The following is a 23344-nucleotide window of genomic DNA, read 5'->3' on the forward strand; positions in this document are numbered from 1 at the left end:
ATTTATCCTTTAACCAAAGCTGAAATTTCTAGTGATTCGTTTTTTTGTTGTATTTGTACTGCATTGCCCCAGTGCTCACCTTGTAATGAGTCGCTGATCCAGTAGTTGCCATCAATTGAAACCAATTCGGCTTCAAGCTTTTGACAAAAAATGCAGGCATCTTTAATCCCTTTTGCACCTGCAATAGCACGTCCGCGTAAGGTGCCATAAATATGCACATTACCATCGGCTATTACTTCTGCACCATGGCTTACTGCACCGAGTACAATTAAGTCTCTGTCTTTTGCATAAACTTGTTGCCCTGAGCGCACCGTGCCATTTATTACTTGTGCGGGTAGATACACGTTTTTTTCAACAATAGAGGTGTTAGGTGCCTCTTGTTTAACCGGGGCTGTTTTAGCATCTTGCGAGTAATTTAGTACTGATAGACCAGCGGCTTTAGCTTGGGTGTGTTGCTCATCTGAGCCGTTACATACACCTACAGCATTAAAGCTCATACGCTCAATGAGAGACTTTAAATGGTCAAAATCAAGTGAGCTGTTTTTAATTTCTTCTAAATTAACAACAATAGGCGCTCCTTCAAAAAAACGAGGAGCTTGGGCTATTTTTACATACAACTGTTCTGCTAGAAGGGCGATATCAGTGCTGTAAAGATGCAATACTGATAGTGTGAAAAGGTTCCCTTTTAGCTCAAAAATTTGTTCCGACATACACGCTCAATTGATTTGTCTGATTAGAAATTAATTTTAGATAAACGTAGGCTGAATAAGGCCTTTAATGAAATTTCTAATCTAATTTTTCTAACTTATTATTACTCTCATGTTATAGTGTGCGGCAATGTTAAGCAAGATTAAATAGGGCCATTATGCTCACTGCGGTATATAAAAGTAAGAAAAAAGCGGATACCTTCTTATTTGTTGAAAAAAGAGATGATTTTAGTAAAGTGCCTGAACCTTTACTGGCAATGTTTGGTCAACCTATTTATGTAATGATCATTAACTTAGCAAAGCGAGATCATTTAGGTGGCGCCGACCTTGAAACTGTAAAAGAAGCTTTAGCCGATCCCGATAAAGGCTACTATTTACAGATTCCACCGCCAGAAGAAAACTTACTTAGCCAATTACGAAAAGAAAACGGAGTTGATAGTGATTAAAAAGTTAGCCGTAATTTTATGCTCAGTGTGTTTAAGTGGCTCTGTAGTTGCTAAAACGCAGGCCGAATTTCAAACTTATTTAAGTGACTTAAAGCAAGAGGCCATTGCTAAAGGGTACGATAGCAAATTAATTGACGATGCATTTGCGACTGCCTCATACAAAGAAAAAGTTGTATCGGCTGATAAAAATCAGCCAGAGGTTAAAGAAACCCTCGAAACCTACTTACCAAAACGTGTACCACAGTGGAAAATTGACCGTGCACGTAAGCTTTATGCAGAAAATAAAGATGTACTAGAGCAAGTGGCTAAAGAGTTTGGCGTACAAGCACGCTTTATAGTGGCATTATGGGGCCTTGAAAGTAACTTTGGTACAATACAAGGTGGCCATAACGTTATTTCATCTTTGGTAACACTTGCTTTTGATGGTCGTCGCGAGGCACTTTATAAACGCCAGCTTTGGGCAGCATTAGATATTTTAAAATCAGGCCATATAAGCCTTGATAAATTTAAAGGCTCTTGGGCAGGCGCAATGGGGCAAACGCAATTTATGCCTACTTCATTTAATGCCTACGCGGTTGATTACAACAACGATGGCCGTAAAGATATTTGGACCACAAAAGAAGATGCATTTGCATCGATTGCTAATTATTTAAAACAAGAAGGCTGGAATGACTCACTCACTTGGGGTCGCCAAGTTAAGTTACCTGAAAATTTTGACAGCAAATACGTGCTAAAACGTGGCACTAAAACACGTAAGCAATGGTTAGAATACTGGAGTGATTCTGAGCGCTCATTAGCTGATTGGCAAGCACTGGGTGTACGCAAAGCTGATGGCTCAGATTTACCAAATGTAGATGTACGCGCCGCACTAGTTATGCCTGATGATATTAATGGTCGCATGTATTTAGCGTATGATAACTACAAAGTGTTTATGCACTGGAACCGCTCATATTACTTTGCCACCAGCGTGGGCTATTTATCAGATAGAATCGGTTATCCGAAAATATAATTTGCACGCTGTTGTGTAATAAAAAAGCCGCTATGCGGCTTTTTTTATTTGTTTAATCATGTTCTTTTTTAAATATTTTATCTTTTAAATCAATAACCTTTCCAATTCCTGAGCCTAGTTTCATTAGCTTATTCAGCTGCTCAGGGCTTAAGCGTTGTAACTCTGAAGACCACTTAGTAACCGTTTCGAGTAAATTATGGATTTCGCCCATTTGCTTTTGTGCATAGCGCTCTTCTTCATTGTTTGCTTCGTCTAACAAGTTGTCGCGCAACAAACTAAGGGTAGGGTCTATTTCACGCTTTTTACGCTCTTCAAATACGCGATTAGCCATATCCCAAATTTCACCTGCAGGAGCGTAATATTCTTTACGATCGCCAGGAATATGATGCACTTTAATTAATTGCCATGATTGCAGCTCTTTAATACCCATGCTCACATTACCGCGTGAGATACTTAGCGCATCGGCAATCTCATTAGCGGTCATGGGTTCTTTGGTGATGATCAGTAAGCCGCACATTTGGCCAATCGTACGATTGAAACCCCAACGGCTGCCCATTTCACCACAGTGCATCACAAAGGCTAAGTTTTTTTCAGATAGACTCATAGCTTTTTAAGTTTCAGTAAATTCAGAAAGTAATGCTAGCACGCTTATAAATTATAGCAACGCTTAGGAAGGTATCTTTTTTGTAGAGTAAAAACGAATAAAAAGTTTAATTTACTCCTACTAGGTAGGAGTAAATTAATTGCTTACGCGGGATTAAAGTGTGTAGCTAAAGCTAAGTTTAGCGTTGCGCTCTTCGCCTGGCATACCACCTAAAAACATGGCTTTAGAGTAGTATTTTTTATTAAACAAATTGTTTAAATTAAGCTGCATATGCCATTTATCAGTTGTGTACGAAACTGCCGCATCGTAAACCGTGTAGCTAGGTACATAGCCATCAGGGATACTAAACGAACTTGAGTTAGTGCTGCGGTTATCTACAAATGTAATACCACCACTGATATTAACAGCTTCTGGTAGGTTAAACATATCTGCGTAGTAGGTAACCCACGTACTTGCAGTTACATACGGCACCCCTTTTTGGCGCGTATCGTAGCTGCTGCTATTTGGATTAGATTTATCGCGAGCATCTTGATATACACCGTTTACATTTACTTTCCATTGCTCATTTAAATGTGCATTTAAATCAAGCTCTACACCTTTAGTTTGTTCTTCGCCATCGTAGTAGCTTTCTACTACATCTGGGCCTGACACACCGGCTTCATAAAGTGGGTTAGCGTATTCTAAATTAGTACGCGCGCTTTCAAATATTACAAGTGATGCTAACAATTGATCATCAAATGCTTTAAATCTAAAGCCTAAATCGTTACTGATAGATTCAGAGTCTTCACGGTCTGCTTCGTTGCCTGCTACTGAGCCAAGTACACTGTATGCAGTGCGCCCTTTAGCATGGTTAATAAATACCGAAAAGTCTTCAGTTGGTTGATACGTAGCGCCTAAATTATATGTTAAGCCGCTATCTGAAGTGTTCGCTTCAGGCGTTGGCTCTGCACGGCTTGAGCTATAGCGCTCATCTACACCAAAATGCTCATACGTTTGCTTAATACGGTTATAAGCAACACCTACACGTGTAGTTAGCTGCTCAGTTATATAACCTACATGTTGAATACCTAAACCCCAAGCTTGTACTTTTTTGTTGTAGTCACTGGTTTTAAGTGGGTCGTAGTCATCAAAGTTACCTGTTGGCCAATTAGGCGAGCGCATATCGTAAATATACGGTAAAGTACCTTGGTAAAGCACCTCGCCTTCGCTGTCGTAAATAACTTTGTCTGCATCATAAATAGAGTATTGCTTAAAGCGAATATCTCTGTCTTCGTAGTTTGCATTAACGAGTAGTTCGTTATCAATGTCACCAAGCATAAAGTCGTAGCGTAAATCTAAGAAATACTGCCATGATTTTTCATCAGCCTCTACCTGGCGATATTCTTGGCGGCGAGCTGCAAATGGGTATAATTCGCCGTCTTCTACTAACGGGGCACGTGGGTCATTATTAATAATGCCATCACGTGTTGAATACACGTAGTTAAACGCACCCGTTTGACGCGCAAAGCTTGATGTGTAATTACGGTATTGTAATTGTTGATTTAAAAATAAATCATCGGTAATGAAGTAATTATGCGTTAGCTTAAAGCGAAGTTCTTCACCTTCATTGTCATCGGCCATTGGAGAAATGATACCGTTAGTACCAAAATCGTAAGGTGTTAGTCCGTCGGTTGATGAAAGTGACTGTGCTAATTGAGTTTGTTGAGCCGCAGTTAACTGCACCCCATTGCCTGATGGATCATTGGCTAAATCTGCGCCGGTTACTTCGCCCGCAGTTAACCCATTGGCTGTTTCTGCGTTATAAATTCGAATAGGGTGACCGATAGAATCTACTGCAATTGAATCTTTAATATAGGCAGCTGAGATCATTATGTCTTGCTTGTCGCTCACTATATATTTAAGTGAGGTATAAATTTCGTCGCGGTCTTCTTTCAAATCACGAAACCCATCGCTTGAGGCTGTTTTAGCCATTACACGGTAAGCTAGGTCGTCGGTAATTGCATTGGTGCTATCAAAGGCAAGTGAATAGCTATCCCACTGACCAAGCTCTGCAGAAACTTTATGTTTTTCTTCAAACTCTGGTTTTTTTTCAATTAGGTTAATTACACCGCCTGCACTACCAATGCCGTATAAACCCGTAGCAGGGCCCTTAAGTACTTCAACTGATTCAACATTTGTAAGTGAACGGGTAGGGTTAAATGTATTACCTAGTCCAGCACCGCCATACATACCATCGTATGTATAGTTAGCATCAAGACCACGAATAACTAAATTATCACCTATACCATAGTTATTACCGGCTTGAGTTAAACCACTTACGTTACGTACAAGTTCTTGTAGGCTATCTACACCTTGTGATTCTATAAGTTCGCGGTCGATAATAACAACAGGTGCCGGAGTTTCCATTAACGACATGTCTGATTTAGTTGCAAGTCCTGAGCTCATTACAACTTGATTTTGCTTTTCATAAACGCTTATACGTTCTATGTCTTTTTCAGCCGTTGTTGCAGCAAGGGCTAAAGGAGCGTTTAAACACGCTAAAGTTAAAAGTGAATAGTTGAACTTTTTCATATTGATAATTATTCGCATTTCTTAAAGTGCGCGAATAATAATAGTTATTATTCGTTAAGTGAATAAAAATTTCTAAAAAAGTGAAAATAGTTGGTATTTAGGTCGGTTATTGTTCTAAAAAGTAAATTAAAGGTTAAAATTGACGCAAAAAAATAAAAAAGCATGAAAGTATAAGCCTTCATGCTTTTGTGAAAGTAGTCACTAGTGACTACTTTTTATAAACAACGCCTGCTTTCATGACAAAAGGTACGTGCTCGAGCGTAGCGATATTTTCAAGTGGATTGCCCTTAACAGCAATAATATCTGCTGCAAAGCCAGATTTTAGCTGGCCCAAGTTATTCTCCATTTTTAATAGCTTAGCACTGTTAATAGTTGCAGAGCGTATTGCCTGTAGTTCGCTCATACCAAATTTAACCATACGGCTAAATTGTTTAGCGTTATCGCCATGAGGGTAAATAGCAGCATCGGTACCAAATACCATATTTACACCTGCTTTTACTGCACGTTTAAAGCTATCACGCTGCTTTTTAGACACTTGGCGTTCTTTATTGAGATTTTCTTCGTCTACCCCATTTTGTTCGCCAAAACTCAGAGTGTATTCTGTATTATAAATGTCCATTGATAGCCATGTGCCGTGTTTTTTAGCAAGTGCGATAGCTTCATCGTCTAAAAAGCTGGCGTGTTCAATACTATCAACGCCGGCTTTTATGGCTGTTTTAATACCACTTGTACCATGTGCGTGAGCGGATACAGGTAAATCTCGCATATGGGCTTCATCAACAATGGCTTTCATTTCTTCAAATGAATATTGCTGTACACCTACTTTTGTCCCTTTAGAAAACACGCCGCCTGTGGCGCAAAACTTAATGGCATTAGCACCATATTTTATGTTTTCACGCACTTTTACACGTGCAGCCCATGGGCCATCGGCTACCCCTGTAGAGGTGTATTTTAGCTCTGGTGGTAAACGGTTATTATCACAATGTCCACCTGTAATACCAAGTGAAGGGCCTGCTGCCCAAATTCGTGGGCCTACAATGTCACCGGCGTTAATACCGTCACGCACTGCAATCACACTATAACCCTCGGCCCCTACATTTCTGAGGGTAGTAAAGCCAGCAAGCAATGTTTTTTTAGCAAAGTACGCGGCCTTAATAGCCATACGCGGTACCGACTGACTTAAACGCTCACTTCGCGATACGGTTGGGTCACTCGTTAAATGTACGTGCATATCCATAAGGCCCGGCATTAAAGTCAGCTCGGGTAAATCAATATGCTGATCGTTTTTGGTCATGTTCGGCTTTTTGTTTTGTGCAACATCAGTGATCACACCGTTATCAATAGTGATCAGCGGCGATTGAATAACCTCACCTGTCTGTACATCTACCATTGCTTTAGCAGTTAAATAAGTGAGGGCTTGGGCATTAAAACTTCCTAAACACATAAGTGCGACGGAGGCGCTGAGTAGCTTTTTTTTCATCGTGTTTTTCTTCTGGTGGCGATTTAATTTATTGAAATGTAACAACCTAATATAAAAGTGTAAATATAATTGGATAATCGCCACTTATCGTAATTTCTTTATTAACGCCGGTTAAATGCGCATAATCGGCTGACGATACTAAAAAGGATTATCATGAAATCAATTAAATTAGCCTTAGTTGCCAGTGGCGTTATGTTTGCTTTAAGTGGCTGTATGAATATACAAACCAGTAATAACACTGGCAGTGGTGCACAGCTAAACACCTCAAACGCACCCGCAGCTATTGTTTCAGAGCTCTCTAATGAGCAGCAATTAGATGTACTTGTAGCACAGTATTACAACGAGTTACTCAGCTTTAAACCTATTAATGCAACCTACAGTGGTCGCAGTGAATTTAATGATAAGTTTACCCCAGAGCTTTCATCTGAAAACCGGGCAAAAAAAGCAGCATTTTATAAAAAATATCAACAGCGCCTTACCTTTATTGACAAATCGCAATTAACAGGACAGGCACTTTTAAGCTACGAAATATTAGAGCGTGATTTGGCACTTAATTTACAAGGCATGAAATTTCCATCTTACATGTTGCCAATAAACCAAATGGCAGGCTCGCATAATACCTTTGCAGGTTTTGGCTCAGGGCAAAGTGCGCAACCATTTAATACAGTCGAAGATTATAGTAATTTTGTAAAGCGCAGTGAAGGCTTTGTAGCATGGCTTGCAAGTGTTCAACGCTCAATGGGGGAAGGTTTAAAGCAAGGTATTTCTTTACCAAAACCTTTAGCTAAAAAACTACAGCCGCAATTTGCAGCACATGTTGTTAAACGTGCTGAGGACTCGTTATTTTGGGGGCCAGTTAAAAACCTTCCTGAGTCATTTACAGCGCAACAAAAGCAGCAAATTACAGCGCAGTACCGCTCACTTATTATGACGCAATTGGTTCCTGCTTATAAAAGCATGAGTGATTTTTTAGCCAATGAGTATATTCCTAACAGCCGCACAACAGTTGGCTATAGTGACTTACCAAATGGTCAGGCTTGGTATGAATATCAAATTAAAAAAAATACCACGTTAAGCTTATCTGCAGATGAAATTCACGCCATTGGTTTAAGCGAAGTCGCGCGTATTTTAGATGAAATGAAAAAAGTAAAACAGGATGTTGGATTTAATGGTTCGTTGGCAGAATTTTTTCATCATTTACGTGATTCAGACGAGTTTTATTACACTACACCGCAAGAGCTGATAGCAGCGTATGAAAACGTGAAACAAAAAATAGATGCACGTGTCCCCATGCTATTTGATATTGCCCCTAAAGCGCCATACGTAGTAAAAGCTGTTGAAGCTTACAGAGCCCAATCTGCAGCGGGGGCGTCTTATGCAGCACCTGCACCTGATGGCTCTCGCCCAGGGATTTTTTACATAAACACGTTTAATTTAAAAGCACAGCCAAAGTTTTTACTCGAAACACTCTCAATCCACGAGGCAGCTCCAGGCCATCACTTTCAAATTGCTTTACAGCAAGAAATAGATGGCCTACCAGATTTTAGAAAATTTGGTGGCTACACTGTATTTGCAGAGGGCTGGGCATTGTATGCAGAAAGCCTTGGTAAAGAGCTTGGCTTATTCACCGACCCTTATATGTGGTACGGGCGTTTAGCCGATGAACAACTCAGAGCAATGCGCTTAGTGCTTGATACTGGCTTTCATGCAAAAGGTTGGACTCGACAGCAAGGTATCGATTACATGCTGGCAAATTCGTCAATGGCTAAAAGTGATGTAATAGCAGAAGTTGAGCGTTATATTGCATGGCCTGGTCAAGCTCTTTCTTACAAGCTGGGGGAGTTTAAAATTAAGCAACTGCGTGATTATGCTAAAAAAGAGCTTGGCGATAAGTTTGATATTAAAGCGTTTCATACGCAAATATTGATTGATGGCGCACTGCCTATGCCAATTTTAGAGGAAAAAATAAAGCGCTGGGTTGCCACGCTTCAGTAATAAAATACGCCAAGCCCGTATTAATAAAGGCACGGGCTTTGCGCGTATAGCTGCAATACGTTAGAATGCGCGCTCTTTAGGGGCGCGAGTAAATTATGTTTGATCAAGAGTTAGCAAGTACACAGTTTTGGCTTAAGAAAAGCTTAGCCAATATGAGCCAAAACGAATGGGAAGCGATTTGTGATGGGTGCGGAAAATGCTGTTTAAATACCTTTATTGATAGCGAAGACGAAGACGAATTTACCGCCACCGATCAGTTACGTGAAGGCGAAGAACTTATTTTCACAAATATTGTTTGCCAATATCTTGATAACAACACCTGTGGTTGTAGCGAATACGAAAACCGCCAGACGCTTGTCCCATCATGCGTAAAGCTTACCAAAGCCAACCTTAAAGATATCTTTTTTATGCCGCAAAGCTGTAGCTACCGCCGTCTTCACGAGGGGCGTGGTTTAGCGTCGTGGCACCCGCTTTTAAATAATGGCGAAAAAGCAAAAATGCACGAGCTAGGTATATCTGTTAAAGATAAAACAGTTAAAGATTGTGACGTAAAGCTTGATGACTTTGATTTATACATTGCTGAGTGGCCAACACAGGATTGCGATTAATGAGCAAGTTTAGCGCTGTAATTGGTTTAATTAATCCTAAAAGCCCTACAAACGTAGGTGGCGTTTTACGTGCCGCTGGTTGCTACGATGCAAAGCAAGTATTTTTTACCGGTAGCCGTTATTTAAACGCTAAAAAGTTTCACACCGATACTAAAAATGTCGTTGAACGAATCCCTCTTAGTAGTGCTGATAATCTTCAAAATGTAAAACCAGAAGGTGCTACCGTAGTGGTTATTGAATTAATTGAAGGTGCAACGCCTTTGCCTGAGTTTAAGCACCCAGAAAATGCATTTTATGTATTTGGTCCTGAAGACGGCTCTATTCCAAAAGACGTTTTAAAATGGTGTGATGAAGTCGTGTATGTGCCAACAATAGGGTGTATGAACCTTGCAGCTACTTGTAATGTAGTATTGTACGACCGTTTAGCCAAGCTAGGTGGAGTAGAGAGTAGCGATGCAACTATTATTAATTCCCGCGATACCAATAATAAAATGAAATGGGATAAAGCATAAGCGAGCAAAGCTAAAATGATCGCTAAAATTTATTTTACTTTACGTACTTAGTTCTACACTTTAGGGACATACCCCAAACAAAGTGTAATTATGCGCGTACTTTTAATTTTTATACTCTTTTCATCTTATTGTTTTGCGCAAGTGCCCATCACTTACATACAAAATGATACTCGTCGCACTGTAATAGGTGAGCGCTATAAATCGGGGTATTTGTTTAATGCCCCTAACAGTGTTCAAACCATCCATGTTGTAACATTAGACTGGCCTCCGTATATCGGTAATAAACTATGTAATAAAGGCTGGGTATATCAATTTAGCGTAGCCGTTTTAAATAGTGTTGACTACAGTGTGTATATTGAGTTTGTTCCTTGGGCACGGGCTGTACGCGCGGTAGAATTGGGCAAAGCTGATATATTAATGCCAGAATATTATATTGAAGATACCGCACCTTCTGATTATGTAGCAGGGCAAACACGTCGTAAATTGTTAGGGCTCTCAAATTCGTTTGAAGGCGGCAATATAGGTTTTTTAAAACGAAAAGGCGAGCCAGATAGGTTTAATGGAAATTTAAAATCGCTTAAAGGCTCACGTATTGGGGTAGTAAGAGGGTATCAAAATACCCCTGAATTTGATGCCATGATGGATAACAACGAATTTATCATTATTGATGCTGTTGACGATTTACAGCTTGTAAACTTGCTTGTTGCAAAGCGTGTAGATTTAATCATAGGCGACCTCGATGTGCTTATTTACTCAGTAAAATATGCCTCTTTAGCCAATAGTGAAAAACAGGCACTTCTTAGTGCTATCGAACCAGAAAGCAAGGTAATTCAATATAACCCTCTATATTTTGCTATTAGTAAAAGCACTCCTAATTGGCTTACTGTTTTAGAAAATATTAATACGGGATTGTATAAGTTTAAAAATAGTGGCGAAACGCAAAGACTCAAAAATACATTATTAAATGAATGCGATAAATTGTAACGTTCCAAAAATTTAGTGCTTTTAACGTGTCACAAACGTGTAAAATCATTTTCAACTTGTTAATGGAGTGAAAATGACGTGAGTGAAATAAATACCAATCAATCATTTGCGGTCAAAGAGCAACAAAATAAAAATTACCTGTTACCGCTGACTGCAATGACCACACTGTTTTTTTTATGGGGTTTTATTACCGTTTTAAACGATGTACTAATTCCCCGTTTAAAGGGCGTTTTTGACCTAACTTATTTTGAAGCAATGCTGGTGCAGTTTTGCTTTTTTGGCGCCTATTTTATTGTCTCTATTCCTGCTGGAATTTTGGTTAAACAATTAGGCTATAAAAAAGGCATACTAACCGGTCTAGTGGTTGCTTCAATTGGCTGTATGTTGTTCTACCCTGCAGTAGTGGTGCATGAATACTGGTTGTTTTTGGGTGCTTTATTTGTATTGGCTGCTGGTGTAACTGTTTTGCAAGTGTCTGCAAACCCATATGTGGCTGCTTTAGGCCCAGAAAAAACCGCATCATCAAGACTAAATTTAGCGCAAGCGCTTAATGCCTTAGGTACTACTGTAGGCCCTTATGTTGGGGGTATACTGTTTTTTGGCACAGCGGGAACACTCGCGGTCAGTGCTGCAAGCGCTGAATCTGTTAAAGTGCCATATTTAATGTTGGCAGTGGCCTTACTGGTTATTGCTATTGTATTTGCCTTTATTAAACTTCCAGAAATAGAAGGCCATAAAGAAGAAAATAACCCAGTTAATGAAACTCGCTCTTTAACACAAGCTCCTCATCTAACAATGGGTGTTTTGGCTATTTTTTGTTATGTGGGTGGTGAAGTGGCTATAGGCAGTTTTTTAGTTAACTTTTTTGGTGAAGCACATATAGCTGGACTTGAAGAGCACGCTGCGGCAGCACTGATCAGCTATTATTGGGGCGGAGCAATGGTTGGCCGCTTTATTGGCTCAGCTTTACTGCAAAAAATAGCGCCATCTAAAGCGTTGGCATTTAATGCTTGTATGGTAATTGCTTTATTACTTGTGACTATTTTTACCCAAGGTAATGTAGCCCTATACGCGGTACTGACCATTGGCTTATTTAACTCAATTATGTTCCCAACTATTTTCTCTGTTGCTATAGAGCGCTTAGGCTCATTAACAAGTAAGGGCTCTGGCTGGTTGTGTTTGGCAATTGTAGGGGGTGCCTTGGTGCCTTTATTACAAGGTTATATTGCTGATGTTGTTAATATTCAGCAAAGCTTTTTTGTTCCGCTAGTGTGTTATGTCTTTATTGCTTGGTATGGCTTGAACGTGGTTCGTTTAGCTAAAAAGTGGTAAATACTCTTTGCTTAAAGAGCGGCTGAATACGTATTCAGTCGCTTTTTTATTACAAACAACTAGGAACGTTCCAAATTATTTTCCCTTATCTATAAATTATTTGTGTTACAAATATATATAGTAAATAGCTGGTTCTTTATTCTTATTTTATGGCCATAACCTGGCTATATATCTCAATAGCGACGACATACCTTTAAAATTTTGCTAAAAATATAATTAATAACAAAAAATAAAAAAGGGCAGTCATGCTTAACTCACTTAAATTTACCTCAAAAGTGACTATTGCAGCATCTATGGTACTGGTAATTGTACTGGGTTTATTTGCTATTAATAATTACATCGCCATGCGTAACCAAACGCAACAGCAGCTCGATTTAGTCCTTAAGCAAAATTCAGAATCTACCTCACAAAACATTGCGAGCTGGCTCAATGCTAAACTAGCCATAGTTAAGTCGATTGCGCAAACTCACCAAAACAGTGACCAAAAGCAATTAACGCTCACTCAGCTCAATACTGCCAAATACGCAGGCGGCTTTAAAAACACTTACATTGGTAAACCAAGTGGCTTATTTATACTTAACGATCAAAGCATTGTATTACCACCAGAGTTTAATGCCACCTCACGACCTTGGTATAAGTTAGTTGAAAATAAAAGCTATTCTGCTTTTACAACCCCTTATATTGATGTAACCACTAACGAGCTGACTATTTCTGCAGTCGTGCCCATTCAAAGCAATGGACGTTTTAGTGGCGTAGCGGGAGCAGATATAGACATGCATACAGTGACTGAAATAGTTAACGATATTGATTTCTTAGGATTAGGGTATGCCTTTTTAGTAGATAATAATGGCCAAGTACTAAGCCATCCTAATAGCGAACTTAATTTAAAAACCACATCTGAATTATTTGGCCAATCTACTGCGCTTAATAGCGAATTTACACAATATGATATAGCGGGTGAGCCGCAGTTGATATCGTTTACTAAAATACGTGGCATAGACAATGTTGACTGGTATTTAGGTGTTGTTATTAATAAAAACCAAGCCTATGCAGAGGTGTCTCGCTTTGGTATTAACGCGCTTATTTATATGTTCGTGGGAATTGTGGCCATTATTGTGTTTATGCAGTTTTTACTGCGTTATTTGATGCAACCTATGGCGCGCCTAAATGATGCATTAGAAGATATTGCAAAAGGCGAAGGCGATTTAACCAAACGTTTAAAGGTTGAAAACAATGATGAATTTGGCCAAATTAGTCACTCGTTTAACATTTTTATTGAAAAAATTCAGCACTCTATTGAACACGTTAAATTAACGACTGAACAACTCGATAGCGTAATAGCCAGTGTGGTGTCGCAAACACATTCTTCACTAGCCATGCACCATGACCAAACTAAGCGTACTGACAGTGTAGCTATGGCGGTTAATAATTTTTCGCAATCGGCTATGGCTATTGCAAATAACGCCAGTGACGCCTCTGTAATTGCTAAAAATGCAGATGAACATTCAACACAAAACCAGCAAACTTTATCGCACAGTGTTAATAGTATTCATCAGTTATCAGCCAATATGGAACAAGCGCAACATACGATTAATAGCCTTAACGCGCATACAATTAGTATTGGGCAAGTGCTTGAGGTGATTAAAGGTGTGAGCGAGAAAACCAACTTACTTGCATTAAATGCGGCAATTGAAGCTGCAAGAGCCGGTGAAGCAGGGCGCGGTTTTGCTGTTGTTGCTGATGAGGTGCGTCAATTAGCACATCGTACTCAGCAATCAACCCAAGAGATTGAAGATACCGTAGAACAACTACAAAGGGGCTCAAACCAAGCGGTAGAACTGATGAAAACAAGCATTCAAGACAGTGAAAAAAGTGTAGAGCACGCTGAAGGTGTGAGCGTATTAATGGGCCAAATAATAGAGTCGATAAAACAAATTAGCACAGCTAATCATAGTGTTGCTAATGCCACTGTTGAGCAAAACGAGCTTGTTAAAGTACTTGATTCAGATATTACAAGCATGAGCGAGCTATCGGTACAAAGCCAAGAAAATTTAAAAAACACCCTTAATGAATGTACTAAACTTAAACAACAATTTAGTGATTTAGAGCAAATGATTCAAAAGTTTAGAGTTTAAAGTATGCCCAAAAAATCATCAGCAGGACAAAGTTGGTTAAGCCTTATTAACATAGATAAGGTGTATAGTTCGGATAAACAGCGCCAAGCATTTTCACTATTCACCATGATAGCCATTGCTATTATTGTTATCTCCATGTTAGTGGTTTTTAACTACAAGGTGTATTCGCCTATTCTTACAACATCGTTAATAGCGGTTAATATTACCCTCATTAGCGGCACCTTTTATTTTATAAAAACTGCCAAACTAGAAATAGTTGCACTTATAAGTATGTGTATAGTGTTTATTATGTGTGTGGCCCTTACGTATACCGGAGGAAAAGAAAATACCGCGCTTTATTGGCTTATGTTTTACCCTGTGGTGTGTTTTGCCTCTTTAGGTGTAAAGCATGGCTGCAGGTTTGGCTTAGGATTATTACTGTGCTGCAGTGTTATTTTATACGGGCCTGATTTTGGGCAAGTTAACTATGGCAATGTTGAAAAGTCTCGGTTTTTAGCCTCTTTTACACTGGTGTTTATTTTTTCGTTTATAGGTGAGTATTTTAGGCATAAAAGCCATCTGGCAATTGCCGATATAACCCTTGCGCAAACGCAAGATGCCTACACAGATCAGTTAACAGGTGGTGCTAACAGGCGCTTTATTACTGCTCATTTTTTAAAATTAGCCGCTAAAAAACCCGAAAGCTACCTGCCGTTTTCTATTTTATTACTTGATTTAGATTTTTTTAAACGACTAAATGATACGTACGGTCACGATTTTGGCGATACAGTGTTGATTGAATTTACCAAACTACTTGATTCACAATTTCCAAACTCCGCAGTTAAAGCCCGTTATGGCGGCGAAGAGTTTGTTGTTATTTTACCTAAAGAAACAGCGCCAGTGGCTACAAAATTAGCCGATGATTTTAGACAATGTGTCGCAAAACAAGCTATTTTAACCACTAATAATAAACAGGTATCTATTACCTGTAGTATTGGTGTGGCACAGGTTGATAATGTGGAGTATTACAGCCGTGCACTTAAACAAGCAGACGAATACCTGTACCTAGCTAAAGAGCAGGGGCGAAACAAAGTTGTATCAAATCACACAGGAACACTATGACTCAAACTAAACTTATATATGTACACGACCCTATGTGTAGTTGGTGCTGGGGGTATAAACCGACGTGGTTAAAACTAAAAGCCGCATTAGCTTCGCAGCTAACTATAGAATACAAAGTAGGGGGGCTTGCTCCAGATAGCCAACAGCCCATGCCAGAAAATATGCGCGCCATGCTTGAAGGCACATGGCATAAAATTAGTGCGATGTTGGGGACACAGTTTAATTTTGATTTTTGGCAGATTTGTCAGCCAAGGCGTTCTACTTACCCAGCCTGTCGAGCAGCAATTATTGCCAGAGCGCATAATAAAGAACCACAAATGATAGAGGCAATTCAACATGCTTATTATCTACATGCTCAAAACCCATCTGATGAAAGTACCCTCATTAACTTAGCTGAAAAAATAGGCCTAGATAAACAACAGTTTACCGAGGAACTTTGCTCAGAGGCTTTGAATCAAAAATTACATGCGGAGTTAGCATTTAGTGCAAGCTTACCAATACAAGGCTTTCCTTCGTTAGTATTAATAACTGATAATAAAGCCATTGCAATTAAAATAAATTACACCGACCACCAGCAAACATTAAACACAATTAACGCTTTATTAGCTTAACAACTAGGGCGTGTATTTGCTGCTAAAATATACGCTTTTGTACAAAAACAACGATATAAGACGTAAATGTTACACCTGTAACAAAATAGACTTTTTTGCGCAACATGCCTGTCATTATTCCTCTATACAATTTCACTCATTGAAAATCTTTAGCCTAAAACAAGTCAGTTTAGGCTAAAACAACAAACTAGCAAATCCGCTAATTAACGAGTAAAGGTGTATGCGATGAAAGGCGTTAAACCATTGATCTTAGCTGGTATTGTAGCAGCAAGTGCTGCAGTACATGCCAATGATTTAGAAAAGGTTATCGATAAAAGCAGTGAAATTAATAAATCAGCTGCGCAATCACAAACAAAAATAGACAAGATTGCTGATTCAATGCAAGGACGTCTTCAACAGTTTAAAACCCTTAATAAAGAAATTGATGGTTTAACTGTTTATAACGCGCAATTAACTAAACAGTTAAATAACCAAATTGAAGAAATGGAGTCACTAAACCTTTCAATGGATCAGGTCTCTATTATTGAGCGTCAAATCACACCACTAATGCTGCGCATGATTGAAGGGCTTGAGCAATTTGTAGCACTTGATGTGCCATTTTTGCAAGAAGAGCGCACTAAGCGTATTAGTTCTTTAAATGCCATGATGGACCGTGCAGATATTAACTCAAGCGAAAAATTCCGCCGCGTATTAGAAGCATACCAAGTAGAAGTTGATTACGGACGCACTATTGAAGCCTACACCTCACTACTAACAGTAGACGGTAAAGAGCGTGAAGTAGACTTTTTACGCATTGGCCGCTTAGAGCTTATTTATTTAACACGTGATGGCAAGCAAGCCGGTAGCTGGGATGAACAAACAAAATCGTTTGTTACATTACCAGACTCAACAATTAGCCAAATCAACAAAGGTTTACGCATAGCACGTAAGCAACTTGCCCCAGATATGTTAACTCTGCCAGTACACGCAGCAGAATAAGAGGTTGAAAATGAAACTGTTTACTCAAATGACAAAAATGGCCCTTTTTGCTGCAAGCCTAAGCTTTGCAAGCACAAGTGTGGCTGCTGAGCCTATGGATTTAGACTCATTATTAAAAACACTTGAAGAAGGCAAATCGGCTCAAAGCGCACAAAACAAACAACGCGAACAAGAATTTATGGCGCGCCAAAACGAACAAGTGCAAATGCTTAACAATACACAAGCAAAACGTAATCAAATGCTTGTCGAGTCTGAGCGCTTAGAAACACAGTTTGAAGAAAACGAAGTAAAACTTGCTAACTTAACAGATACACTGTCTAAACGAATGGGTTCTTTAAAGGAGCTATTTGGTGTGCTTCAGCAAGTTGCAGGCGATTCTAGCAATAAGTTTGCTACCTCTGTGGTATCAGCTGAAATTGCGGGTCGTAGCACATTTATGGATGAGCTAGCACAAAAAATGGGCTCTACTTCAAAGCTTGCCTCTATCGAAGATATTGAAAAAGTATGGTTTGAGCTACAACGTGAAATGACAGAGCAAGGTAAAGTAAGCCGCTTTACTACCGATGTAATTGTACAAGGTGGTGAAAAAGCACAGCAAGAAGTGGTGCGTGTTGGTGCTTTTAACTTAATCTCTAACGGTAAATACCTAGAATTTAACCCAGTAACAAATACCTTAAGCGAGTTAAATCGCCAGCCTGTAGCGCGTTTCACTGCAACAGCAGATGAGTTACAAAACACTAAAAGCGGTGTTGTACAGTTTGCGCTTGACCCAACGGGTGGCTCAATTTTAGGCTTATTAGTGCAAGCACCAGATACCGAAGAGCGTGTGCACCAAGGTGGCACAGTCGGTTATGTTATTTTAGGTGTAGGTGTCATTGCTTTACTTATTTCACTTGAGCGTTTTTTCTCATTACTGATTATGGGCGGTAAAATTCGTCGTCAACTTAAAGATGATGTAGCACGCGATGACAACCCACTTGGTCGCGTAATGAAAGTAAAAGATCAGTTCCCTGATGTTGCCCACGACACATTAGAACTTAAATTAAGTGAAGCTATTTTACGTGAAATGCCAAAAGTAACGCGTAATTTAACGCTGATTAAAATCATCTCGGTGGTGGCACCGTTACTAGGTTTACTAGGTACAGTAACCGGTATGATCAACACCTTCCAAGCAATCACATTATTTGGTACAGGTGACCCTAAACTAATGGCTGGTGGTATTTCGCAAGCATTGGTTACAACGGTTTTAGGCTTAGTTGTGGCAATTCCTACGGTATTTTTATACACCCTACTCAATACACGCGCTAAAAACATATTGCTTACTATTCAAGAGCAAAGCGCAGGTATTATCGCACAGCGAAGCGAGAAGGGAGCATAAACCATGGTGCTATTGATTGACTCAATCAATGCTATCCGTGATTTTCTCGACACTGGTGGCCAAGTCCTCTTGGTCATCGGGGTGTTAATCTTCGCGATGTGGTTATTGATACTCGAGCGATTTATTTATTTTTTCAAAGGTTTTCGTAGTTACAAGCAAAACGTAAAAGCGCAGTGGAAAAACCGTGCAGAGCGCAATAGCTGGAATGCTGAGCAAATACGCCAGGCAATGATCTCTCGTGCCTCAATGCGTTTAGACACCAACTTAGCGCTGATAAATGTAATGGTTGCATTATGTCCGCTACTTGGCCTATTAGGCACAGTAACGGGAATGATTGAAGTATTTGATGTAATGGCAATTACCGGTACAGGTAGTGCGCGCTCTATGGCATCAGGTGTTTCTAAAGCAACTATTCCAACCATGGCAGGTATGGTTGGTGCACTTTCGGGTGTATTTGCCTCTACGTTTTTACAACGCAGAGCCAAGCGCGAAGTTGAACTACTACAAGACAGCATGGTTTTAGACCATTAAGTAACATTTTGATAAGTGGCTTATATAGTCGCTCATCCTAGGAGAATAAAAATGAGAGCCCCGTTAGGAAATCTATTACAAGAAGACGAAGCAGAAGAAATTAACATGACCCCAATGTTAGACGTTGTATTTATCATGCTTATTTTCTTTATTGTTACCGCCTCGTTTGTGAAAGAAGCCGGTATTGACGTAAACCGCCCAGAAGCCGCAACAGCGGTTAAAAAAGAACGCGCAAATATTTTAGTGGCTATTTCTGATACAGGCGAGATTTGGATTAATAAACGCCAAATCGATGTACGAGCAGTGCAAGCTAATATTGAACGCTTAAAAGCTGAAAACCCACAAGGGAGCGTGGTCATACAGGCTGATAAAAAAGCCACCACTGATATGTTAATTAAAGTAATGGATGCGTCGCGTGCTGCGGGTGCGTTTGATGTGTCAATTGCTGCACAAGATGCGTCTTAAGGGTTAGTCATGTTGCGATATTTAGTAGCATTAATAGTAGCGGGCGTAGTGACCTTTATGCTGTTTTTAGGCATGCAGGCACTGATCACCGGTGGTGAAGGTGCCATGTCGGAGCCAGTAAAAGGAAACGTTCTAGACTTTGTACGTTTGAAAAAAGAAGAAACAGTACAGAAGAAAGAACGTAAACCGCAAAAGCCACCTACTCCAAAAGAGCCACCACCGCCAATGGAGTCGCCGCAAATGCAAAATAATGATGCAAACGCGGCCAGCAATAATTTTGACTTTGGCGCCGATGTAGGCAGCGACGTTGACCTAGCAGGTGGCTTAGCGCTTGAAACCAGTGATGGTGAATATCTACCCATTGTAAAAGTAGCTCCTGTGTATCCGCGCCGTGCTTTGTCACGTGGTATTGAAGGCTACGTAATTGTGGAATTTACAGTAACTAAACAAGGTACTGTAAGAGATCCGCAAGTAGTAAAAGCGGTTCCTGAGTCACTGTTTGATAGAGCTGCGATGGATGCTGCACTTAAATTTAAATATAAACCGCGCGTAGTAAATGGTGAAGCCGTTGAAGTGGCGGGTGTTCAAAACAAAATATCTTTCCAAATTAATGGTTAATTTATCTTAATTGGATGAAATAGCGAGGCGATTATGAAATTACTACCTACAGCTAAAAATTTAAAGCTGGCATTATTTTGCACTGCCGCGATTAGTGCAAGTATTGTTGTGCCAAGTACACTAAGCCTTGTGCCAGGGCTAAACGTAGCCACTGCACATGCAGAGCAAAAAACAAAGCGTGTACCCGCATTGCGTGAAAAGGTTTATAGCCAACTCGCTCGTGCGCAAAAGCTTGCTGACGATGGCGATGTAAAAGGCGGCCTTGAAGCACTTGATAGCATTCAAGAGCGAGCGTCTAGTATGAACTCGTACGAAATCGCGATGATGCATAACTTTTATGGCTTTATTTATTACAACGAAAATGATTTACCTAAAGCGATTGCCTCTTTTGAAAAAGTGGTAGCCGAAGAGGCTATTCCAGAGTCATTACGTTTAAGTACTACGTTTAGCCTAGCGCAGCTTGCAATGGCAAATGGTGAGTATAAAAAAGTAATTGCGTTTTTAGATAAATGGGATGAAATAAATACCAAACCTATTACTGAAGGGTATTATTTACTTAGAGCGCAAACTTACTATCAGTTAAAAGAATATCCAAAGGGACTTGAGTACATCAATCAAGTTATTGCTCTTAGCGACAGCGAAGGTAAAACCCCTAAAGAAAATTGGCTGGTACTTCAGCGCGCTATGTATTACTCACTTAATCAAACAGATAATGTAGTTGCAGTACTTGAGCGCATGGTCAAACTTTACAATAAACCAGAGTACTGGGTTCAGCTAGCTGGTATGTACGGAGAAACGGGCAAAGAAAAAGAACAACTAGCAGTAATAGAAGCAGCTTATCAACAAGGCTTTTTAAAAACTAAGTCTGACTTAAGACAATTATCACAAACTTACCTTTATAACGGCCTAGCATACAAAGCGGCTAAAACAATGAGTGATGCGATAGAAAGCGGCGTTGTAGAAAAGTCAGCGAAGAACTATGCCTTTATTGCAGAGGCTATGATCCAGGCCAAAGAAGACGAAAAGTCGATTAGTTACTTTGCAAAAGCGGCTGACCTATCAGAGCATGGCAAGTACGATCAACGCTTAGCTGAAGTTTATGTTAACATCGAGCAATACGAAGAAGCCGCTGATGCTGCGCGTAAGGCGCTTGATAAAGGCGGTCTTGATTTTGAATCAAACGCCTACGTTGCGCTAGGTATGGCACAGTACAATATGCAAAATTTTGATGCGTCTATTTTAGCGTTTGAACAAGCCCAAAAGCATGATAAATCACAACGTTTAGCAAATCAGTGGATCAAATATGTGAAGCGTGAAAAAGTGCATGCGCAAACACTTAAAGCCGCGTTACTTTAACTTTTTACTCTAACGCTATTTTATACCAATAAAAGAGCGTTTACCTTTTTCATAATCGCAACACCAAAACCGCCTTAGGGCGGTTTTTTTCGTTGTTAAATTATTTAAGTTATTGAATTTAAGATAATTACTATTGTCATCTTATGGTTACCAAACTGTAACTACTTTGTCATATCCCTCCCGTATCTTATTTGCATCCGATAACTCAGGTCACCTTAATGCATGAGTATCGTGCCTTAAAGTGACTTAAGTTTTTTACTTAATGCACTAACAAAATAATTAAATACTTTAACGGAGTGAACAATGAAATTATCTGATTTATTCAAGGTCAGCCTAGTAGCAACTGCAATGACGCTAGCTGGCTGTGGCGGCGATATCGAAATTACACCTACTGTAAACGATAACAGCTCAACAACAGATAACAGTGTTAATAATTCAAACAATACCACTGGTTCAACAACTGAAGAAGAAGCTGTTTGTGCAAGCTACGAATCAGATGCAGGTACGGTAACAGGTGTAGTAAGCGGCATTGATTGTTTATACAACGACTCGTTTGCGAGCAAAACAATTTCTATCACAAGCAACATTACTTTCGCTGAGCTACCTGATGGCGGTGTTCACGTTTTTGAAGATGCATTACAAATTGGTGAAGACGGCAGCACAGTAGATGGCTTTGAAGTACTAGCAAATGGCCCGACAATGACTGTTGAACCAGGTGCTGTCTTAGCATTTGGCTCAGGTGAAGCAATTGTACGTATTGCACGTGGTGCAAAAATTCAAGCGGTAGGTACTGAAGAGAAGCCGGTTGTATTTACTTCTGCAAATGCGTTCGACCGTTTTGATACAGCAGGTGAAGGCGCACGCTACGCAGATTGGGGCGGTATCATTATTAATGGTAACGGTATTACTGACCAATGTACTGATGCAGAGCGTGACGGTGGTACGTGTAACGTAGCTTCTGAAGGTATTACAAGCTACTTTGGTGGTAACGATAATGCAGACTCTAGCGGTAATATTAAATGGGCTAAAATTTGGTACGCAGGTTCAGGCCCTCGCGTTGGTGGTGAAGGCGATGATTTAAATTCACTAACACTAAATGCAGTTGGCTCTGGTTCTGAGTTTGATTACCTACACATTCACCAAGGTTTTGATGACGGTATTGAAATTTTTGGTGGTGCTACAACGCTTAAACACGTAGCGGTAACAGATACACAAGATGATTCATTTGACTTTGACGCAGGTTGGCAAGGTAAAGCTCAGTACTTATTTATTCAACACGGTACTGTGACACTAAATGACGGCACTGTAGTTAACATGGGTAACAATGGCTTTGAGTCTGATGGTGTTAAAGGTTCTTCTACCGAGCAAGTGTCTCCATCTAATCCAACGGTTGCCAATGTAACGGTTGTAACTACCGATGGTAACTCGGTACGTGATGATGACCCTTCACAAGCTTACAAGTTTGATGACCAATTTAATTCAAGCATTTACAACACAGTTATCGTTAAGCAAAACGCCACTAACACGCAATGTATTGAGTTTTCAGGCGACGGTGAAGCACAAGCAGATAAAATCTCATTCACAAGTTCTGTAATGGCGTGTTCTGCAAACTTTACTGATACAGATACGTTTGCAAGCGGCCCATTAGCAGGTCAAACAAAAACAGCGTGGTTTGAAAATGACGGTGCTAACCAAATCTTAACTGATGATGTTGCAGTACTTGCAGATAACGGTTTTGCTACAAACACCGCAGCTAGCGAAGTAACGGTTACTGCAACAGACTTAAGCACAAGCGATTCATTCTTTGAAAGCGTAAACTACATTGGTGCAGTATCGGATCAGGATACAGACTCTAGCTGGTACAAATGGGTTGAAGCGGCTGTTACAGCAGCAAATGCTGACTAAATAGCAACACCCTTTATA

At 39.9% G+C, this 23344-nt stretch carries 21 protein-coding genes; 17 read left to right on the top strand and 4 right to left on the bottom strand.

Annotated features, from left to right (window positions below; translation table 11 throughout):
- Window positions 1-2: 2 nt before the first annotated feature.
- Complete coding sequence (minC, locus tag QUE46_RS19155; protein ID WP_286248154.1) at window positions 3-710, bottom strand: septum site-determining protein MinC; 708 nt, start codon at window positions 708-710, stop codon at window positions 3-5.
- Window positions 711-865: 155 nt separating this feature from the next.
- On the opposite strand from minC, the gene QUE46_RS19160 reads away from it, so the two are divergent.
- Both QUE46_RS19160 and QUE46_RS19165 read left to right on the top strand, forming a co-directional pair.
- Entirely contained in the window at window positions 866-1153 is a 288-nt protein-coding gene (locus QUE46_RS19160) for a YcgL domain-containing protein (protein ID WP_089349769.1), read from the top strand.
- Window positions 1146-2162: a lytic transglycosylase domain-containing protein gene (locus QUE46_RS19165; RefSeq protein WP_286248158.1), complete on the top strand. Its 1017-nt coding sequence runs from the start codon at window positions 1146-1148 to the stop codon at window positions 2160-2162. Before QUE46_RS19160 ends, QUE46_RS19165 begins: the two co-directional genes overlap by 8 nt.
- Window positions 2163-2214: 52 nt before the next feature.
- Here the strand turns inward: QUE46_RS19165 and QUE46_RS19170 are convergent, their stop codons facing one another.
- The 3 genes from QUE46_RS19170 to QUE46_RS19180 all read right to left on the bottom strand — a co-directional run bounded on the left by QUE46_RS19170 (window position 2215) and on the right by QUE46_RS19180 (window position 6817).
- On the bottom strand, window positions 2215-2766 hold the full coding sequence (locus QUE46_RS19170; RefSeq protein WP_004586357.1) for a GbsR/MarR family transcriptional regulator: 552 nt from the start codon (window positions 2764-2766) through the stop codon (window positions 2215-2217).
- A gap of 153 nt (window positions 2767-2919) precedes the next feature.
- Complete coding sequence (locus QUE46_RS19175; protein ID WP_286248163.1) at window positions 2920-5337, bottom strand: TonB-dependent siderophore receptor; 2418 nt, start codon at window positions 5335-5337, stop codon at window positions 2920-2922.
- Window positions 5338-5545: 208 nt separating this feature from the next.
- Window positions 5546-6817 (bottom strand): amidohydrolase family protein, encoded by a 1272-nt coding sequence (locus QUE46_RS19180; RefSeq protein ID WP_286248165.1) that lies wholly within the window; start codon window positions 6815-6817, stop codon window positions 5546-5548.
- A 153-nt stretch (window positions 6818-6970) separates the two neighbouring features.
- Here QUE46_RS19180 and QUE46_RS19185 point away from each other — a divergent pair, with 153 nt between their 5' ends.
- From QUE46_RS19185 to QUE46_RS19255, 15 genes are all read left to right on the top strand, one after another.
- The gene (locus tag QUE46_RS19185) at window positions 6971-8812 is read left to right on the top strand and encodes a DUF885 family protein (protein ID WP_286248167.1); all 1842 of its coding nucleotides are present in this window, start codon (window positions 6971-6973) and stop codon (window positions 8810-8812) included.
- Window positions 8813-8907: 95 nt separating this feature from the next.
- Window positions 8908-9420 carry a YcgN family cysteine cluster protein gene (locus QUE46_RS19190; protein ID WP_286248170.1) on the top strand — a complete coding sequence of 171 codons (513 nt, stop codon included), beginning with the start codon at window positions 8908-8910 and terminating at the stop codon, window positions 9418-9420.
- Window positions 9420-9932 carry an RNA methyltransferase gene (locus QUE46_RS19195; RefSeq protein ID WP_286248172.1) on the top strand — a complete coding sequence of 171 codons (513 nt, stop codon included), beginning with the start codon at window positions 9420-9422 and terminating at the stop codon, window positions 9930-9932. The genes QUE46_RS19190 and QUE46_RS19195 overlap by 1 nt, the downstream gene beginning before the upstream one ends.
- A gap of 90 nt (window positions 9933-10022) precedes the next feature.
- Window positions 10023-10916: an ABC transporter substrate-binding protein gene (locus tag QUE46_RS19200; protein ID WP_286248174.1), complete on the top strand. Its 894-nt coding sequence runs from the start codon at window positions 10023-10025 to the stop codon at window positions 10914-10916.
- A 78-nt stretch (window positions 10917-10994) separates the two neighbouring features.
- Entirely contained in the window at window positions 10995-12248 is a 1254-nt protein-coding gene (fucP, locus tag QUE46_RS19205) for an L-fucose:H+ symporter permease (RefSeq protein ID WP_286248176.1), read from the top strand.
- Window positions 12249-12493: 245 nt separating this feature from the next.
- On the top strand, window positions 12494-14383 hold the full coding sequence (locus tag QUE46_RS19210; RefSeq protein WP_286248178.1) for a methyl-accepting chemotaxis protein: 1890 nt from the start codon (window positions 12494-12496) through the stop codon (window positions 14381-14383).
- A 3-nt stretch (window positions 14384-14386) separates the two neighbouring features.
- A complete protein-coding gene (locus QUE46_RS19215) occupies window positions 14387-15484 on the top strand; it encodes a GGDEF domain-containing protein (protein WP_286248180.1) in 1098 nt (365 codons plus the stop codon).
- Complete coding sequence (locus tag QUE46_RS19220; RefSeq protein ID WP_286248182.1) at window positions 15481-16095, top strand: DsbA family protein; 615 nt, start codon at window positions 15481-15483, stop codon at window positions 16093-16095. The genes QUE46_RS19215 and QUE46_RS19220 overlap by 4 nt, the downstream gene beginning before the upstream one ends.
- Window positions 16096-16320: 225 nt before the next feature.
- Window positions 16321-17073, top strand: a complete 753-nt coding sequence (locus QUE46_RS19225) for a DUF3450 domain-containing protein (RefSeq protein WP_286248185.1) — start codon at window positions 16321-16323, stop codon at window positions 17071-17073.
- A 10-nt stretch (window positions 17074-17083) separates the two neighbouring features.
- The gene (locus QUE46_RS19230) at window positions 17084-18451 is read left to right on the top strand and encodes a MotA/TolQ/ExbB proton channel family protein (RefSeq protein ID WP_286248187.1); all 1368 of its coding nucleotides are present in this window, start codon (window positions 17084-17086) and stop codon (window positions 18449-18451) included.
- Window positions 18452-18454: 3 nt separating this feature from the next.
- The gene (locus tag QUE46_RS19235; RefSeq protein WP_286248189.1) at window positions 18455-18982 is read left to right on the top strand and encodes a MotA/TolQ/ExbB proton channel family protein; all 528 of its coding nucleotides are present in this window, start codon (window positions 18455-18457) and stop codon (window positions 18980-18982) included.
- Between the two features lie 51 nt (window positions 18983-19033).
- On the top strand, window positions 19034-19447 hold the full coding sequence (locus QUE46_RS19240) for a biopolymer transporter ExbD (RefSeq protein WP_004586342.1): 414 nt from the start codon (window positions 19034-19036) through the stop codon (window positions 19445-19447).
- 12 nt (window positions 19448-19459) lie between these two features.
- The gene (locus tag QUE46_RS19245) at window positions 19460-20065 is read left to right on the top strand and encodes an energy transducer TonB (RefSeq protein ID WP_029772986.1); all 606 of its coding nucleotides are present in this window, start codon (window positions 19460-19462) and stop codon (window positions 20063-20065) included.
- Window positions 20066-20098: 33 nt separating this feature from the next.
- Window positions 20099-21421, top strand: a complete 1323-nt coding sequence (locus tag QUE46_RS19250; RefSeq protein WP_286248192.1) for a CDC27 family protein — start codon at window positions 20099-20101, stop codon at window positions 21419-21421.
- A 303-nt stretch (window positions 21422-21724) separates the two neighbouring features.
- Entirely contained in the window at window positions 21725-23326 is a 1602-nt protein-coding gene (locus QUE46_RS19255) for a hypothetical protein (RefSeq protein WP_286248193.1), read from the top strand.
- Window positions 23327-23344: the final 18 nt, after the last annotated feature.

The organism is Pseudoalteromonas sp. MM1, from assembly GCF_030296835.1.
GTDB lineage: Bacteria > Pseudomonadota > Gammaproteobacteria > Enterobacterales > Alteromonadaceae > Pseudoalteromonas.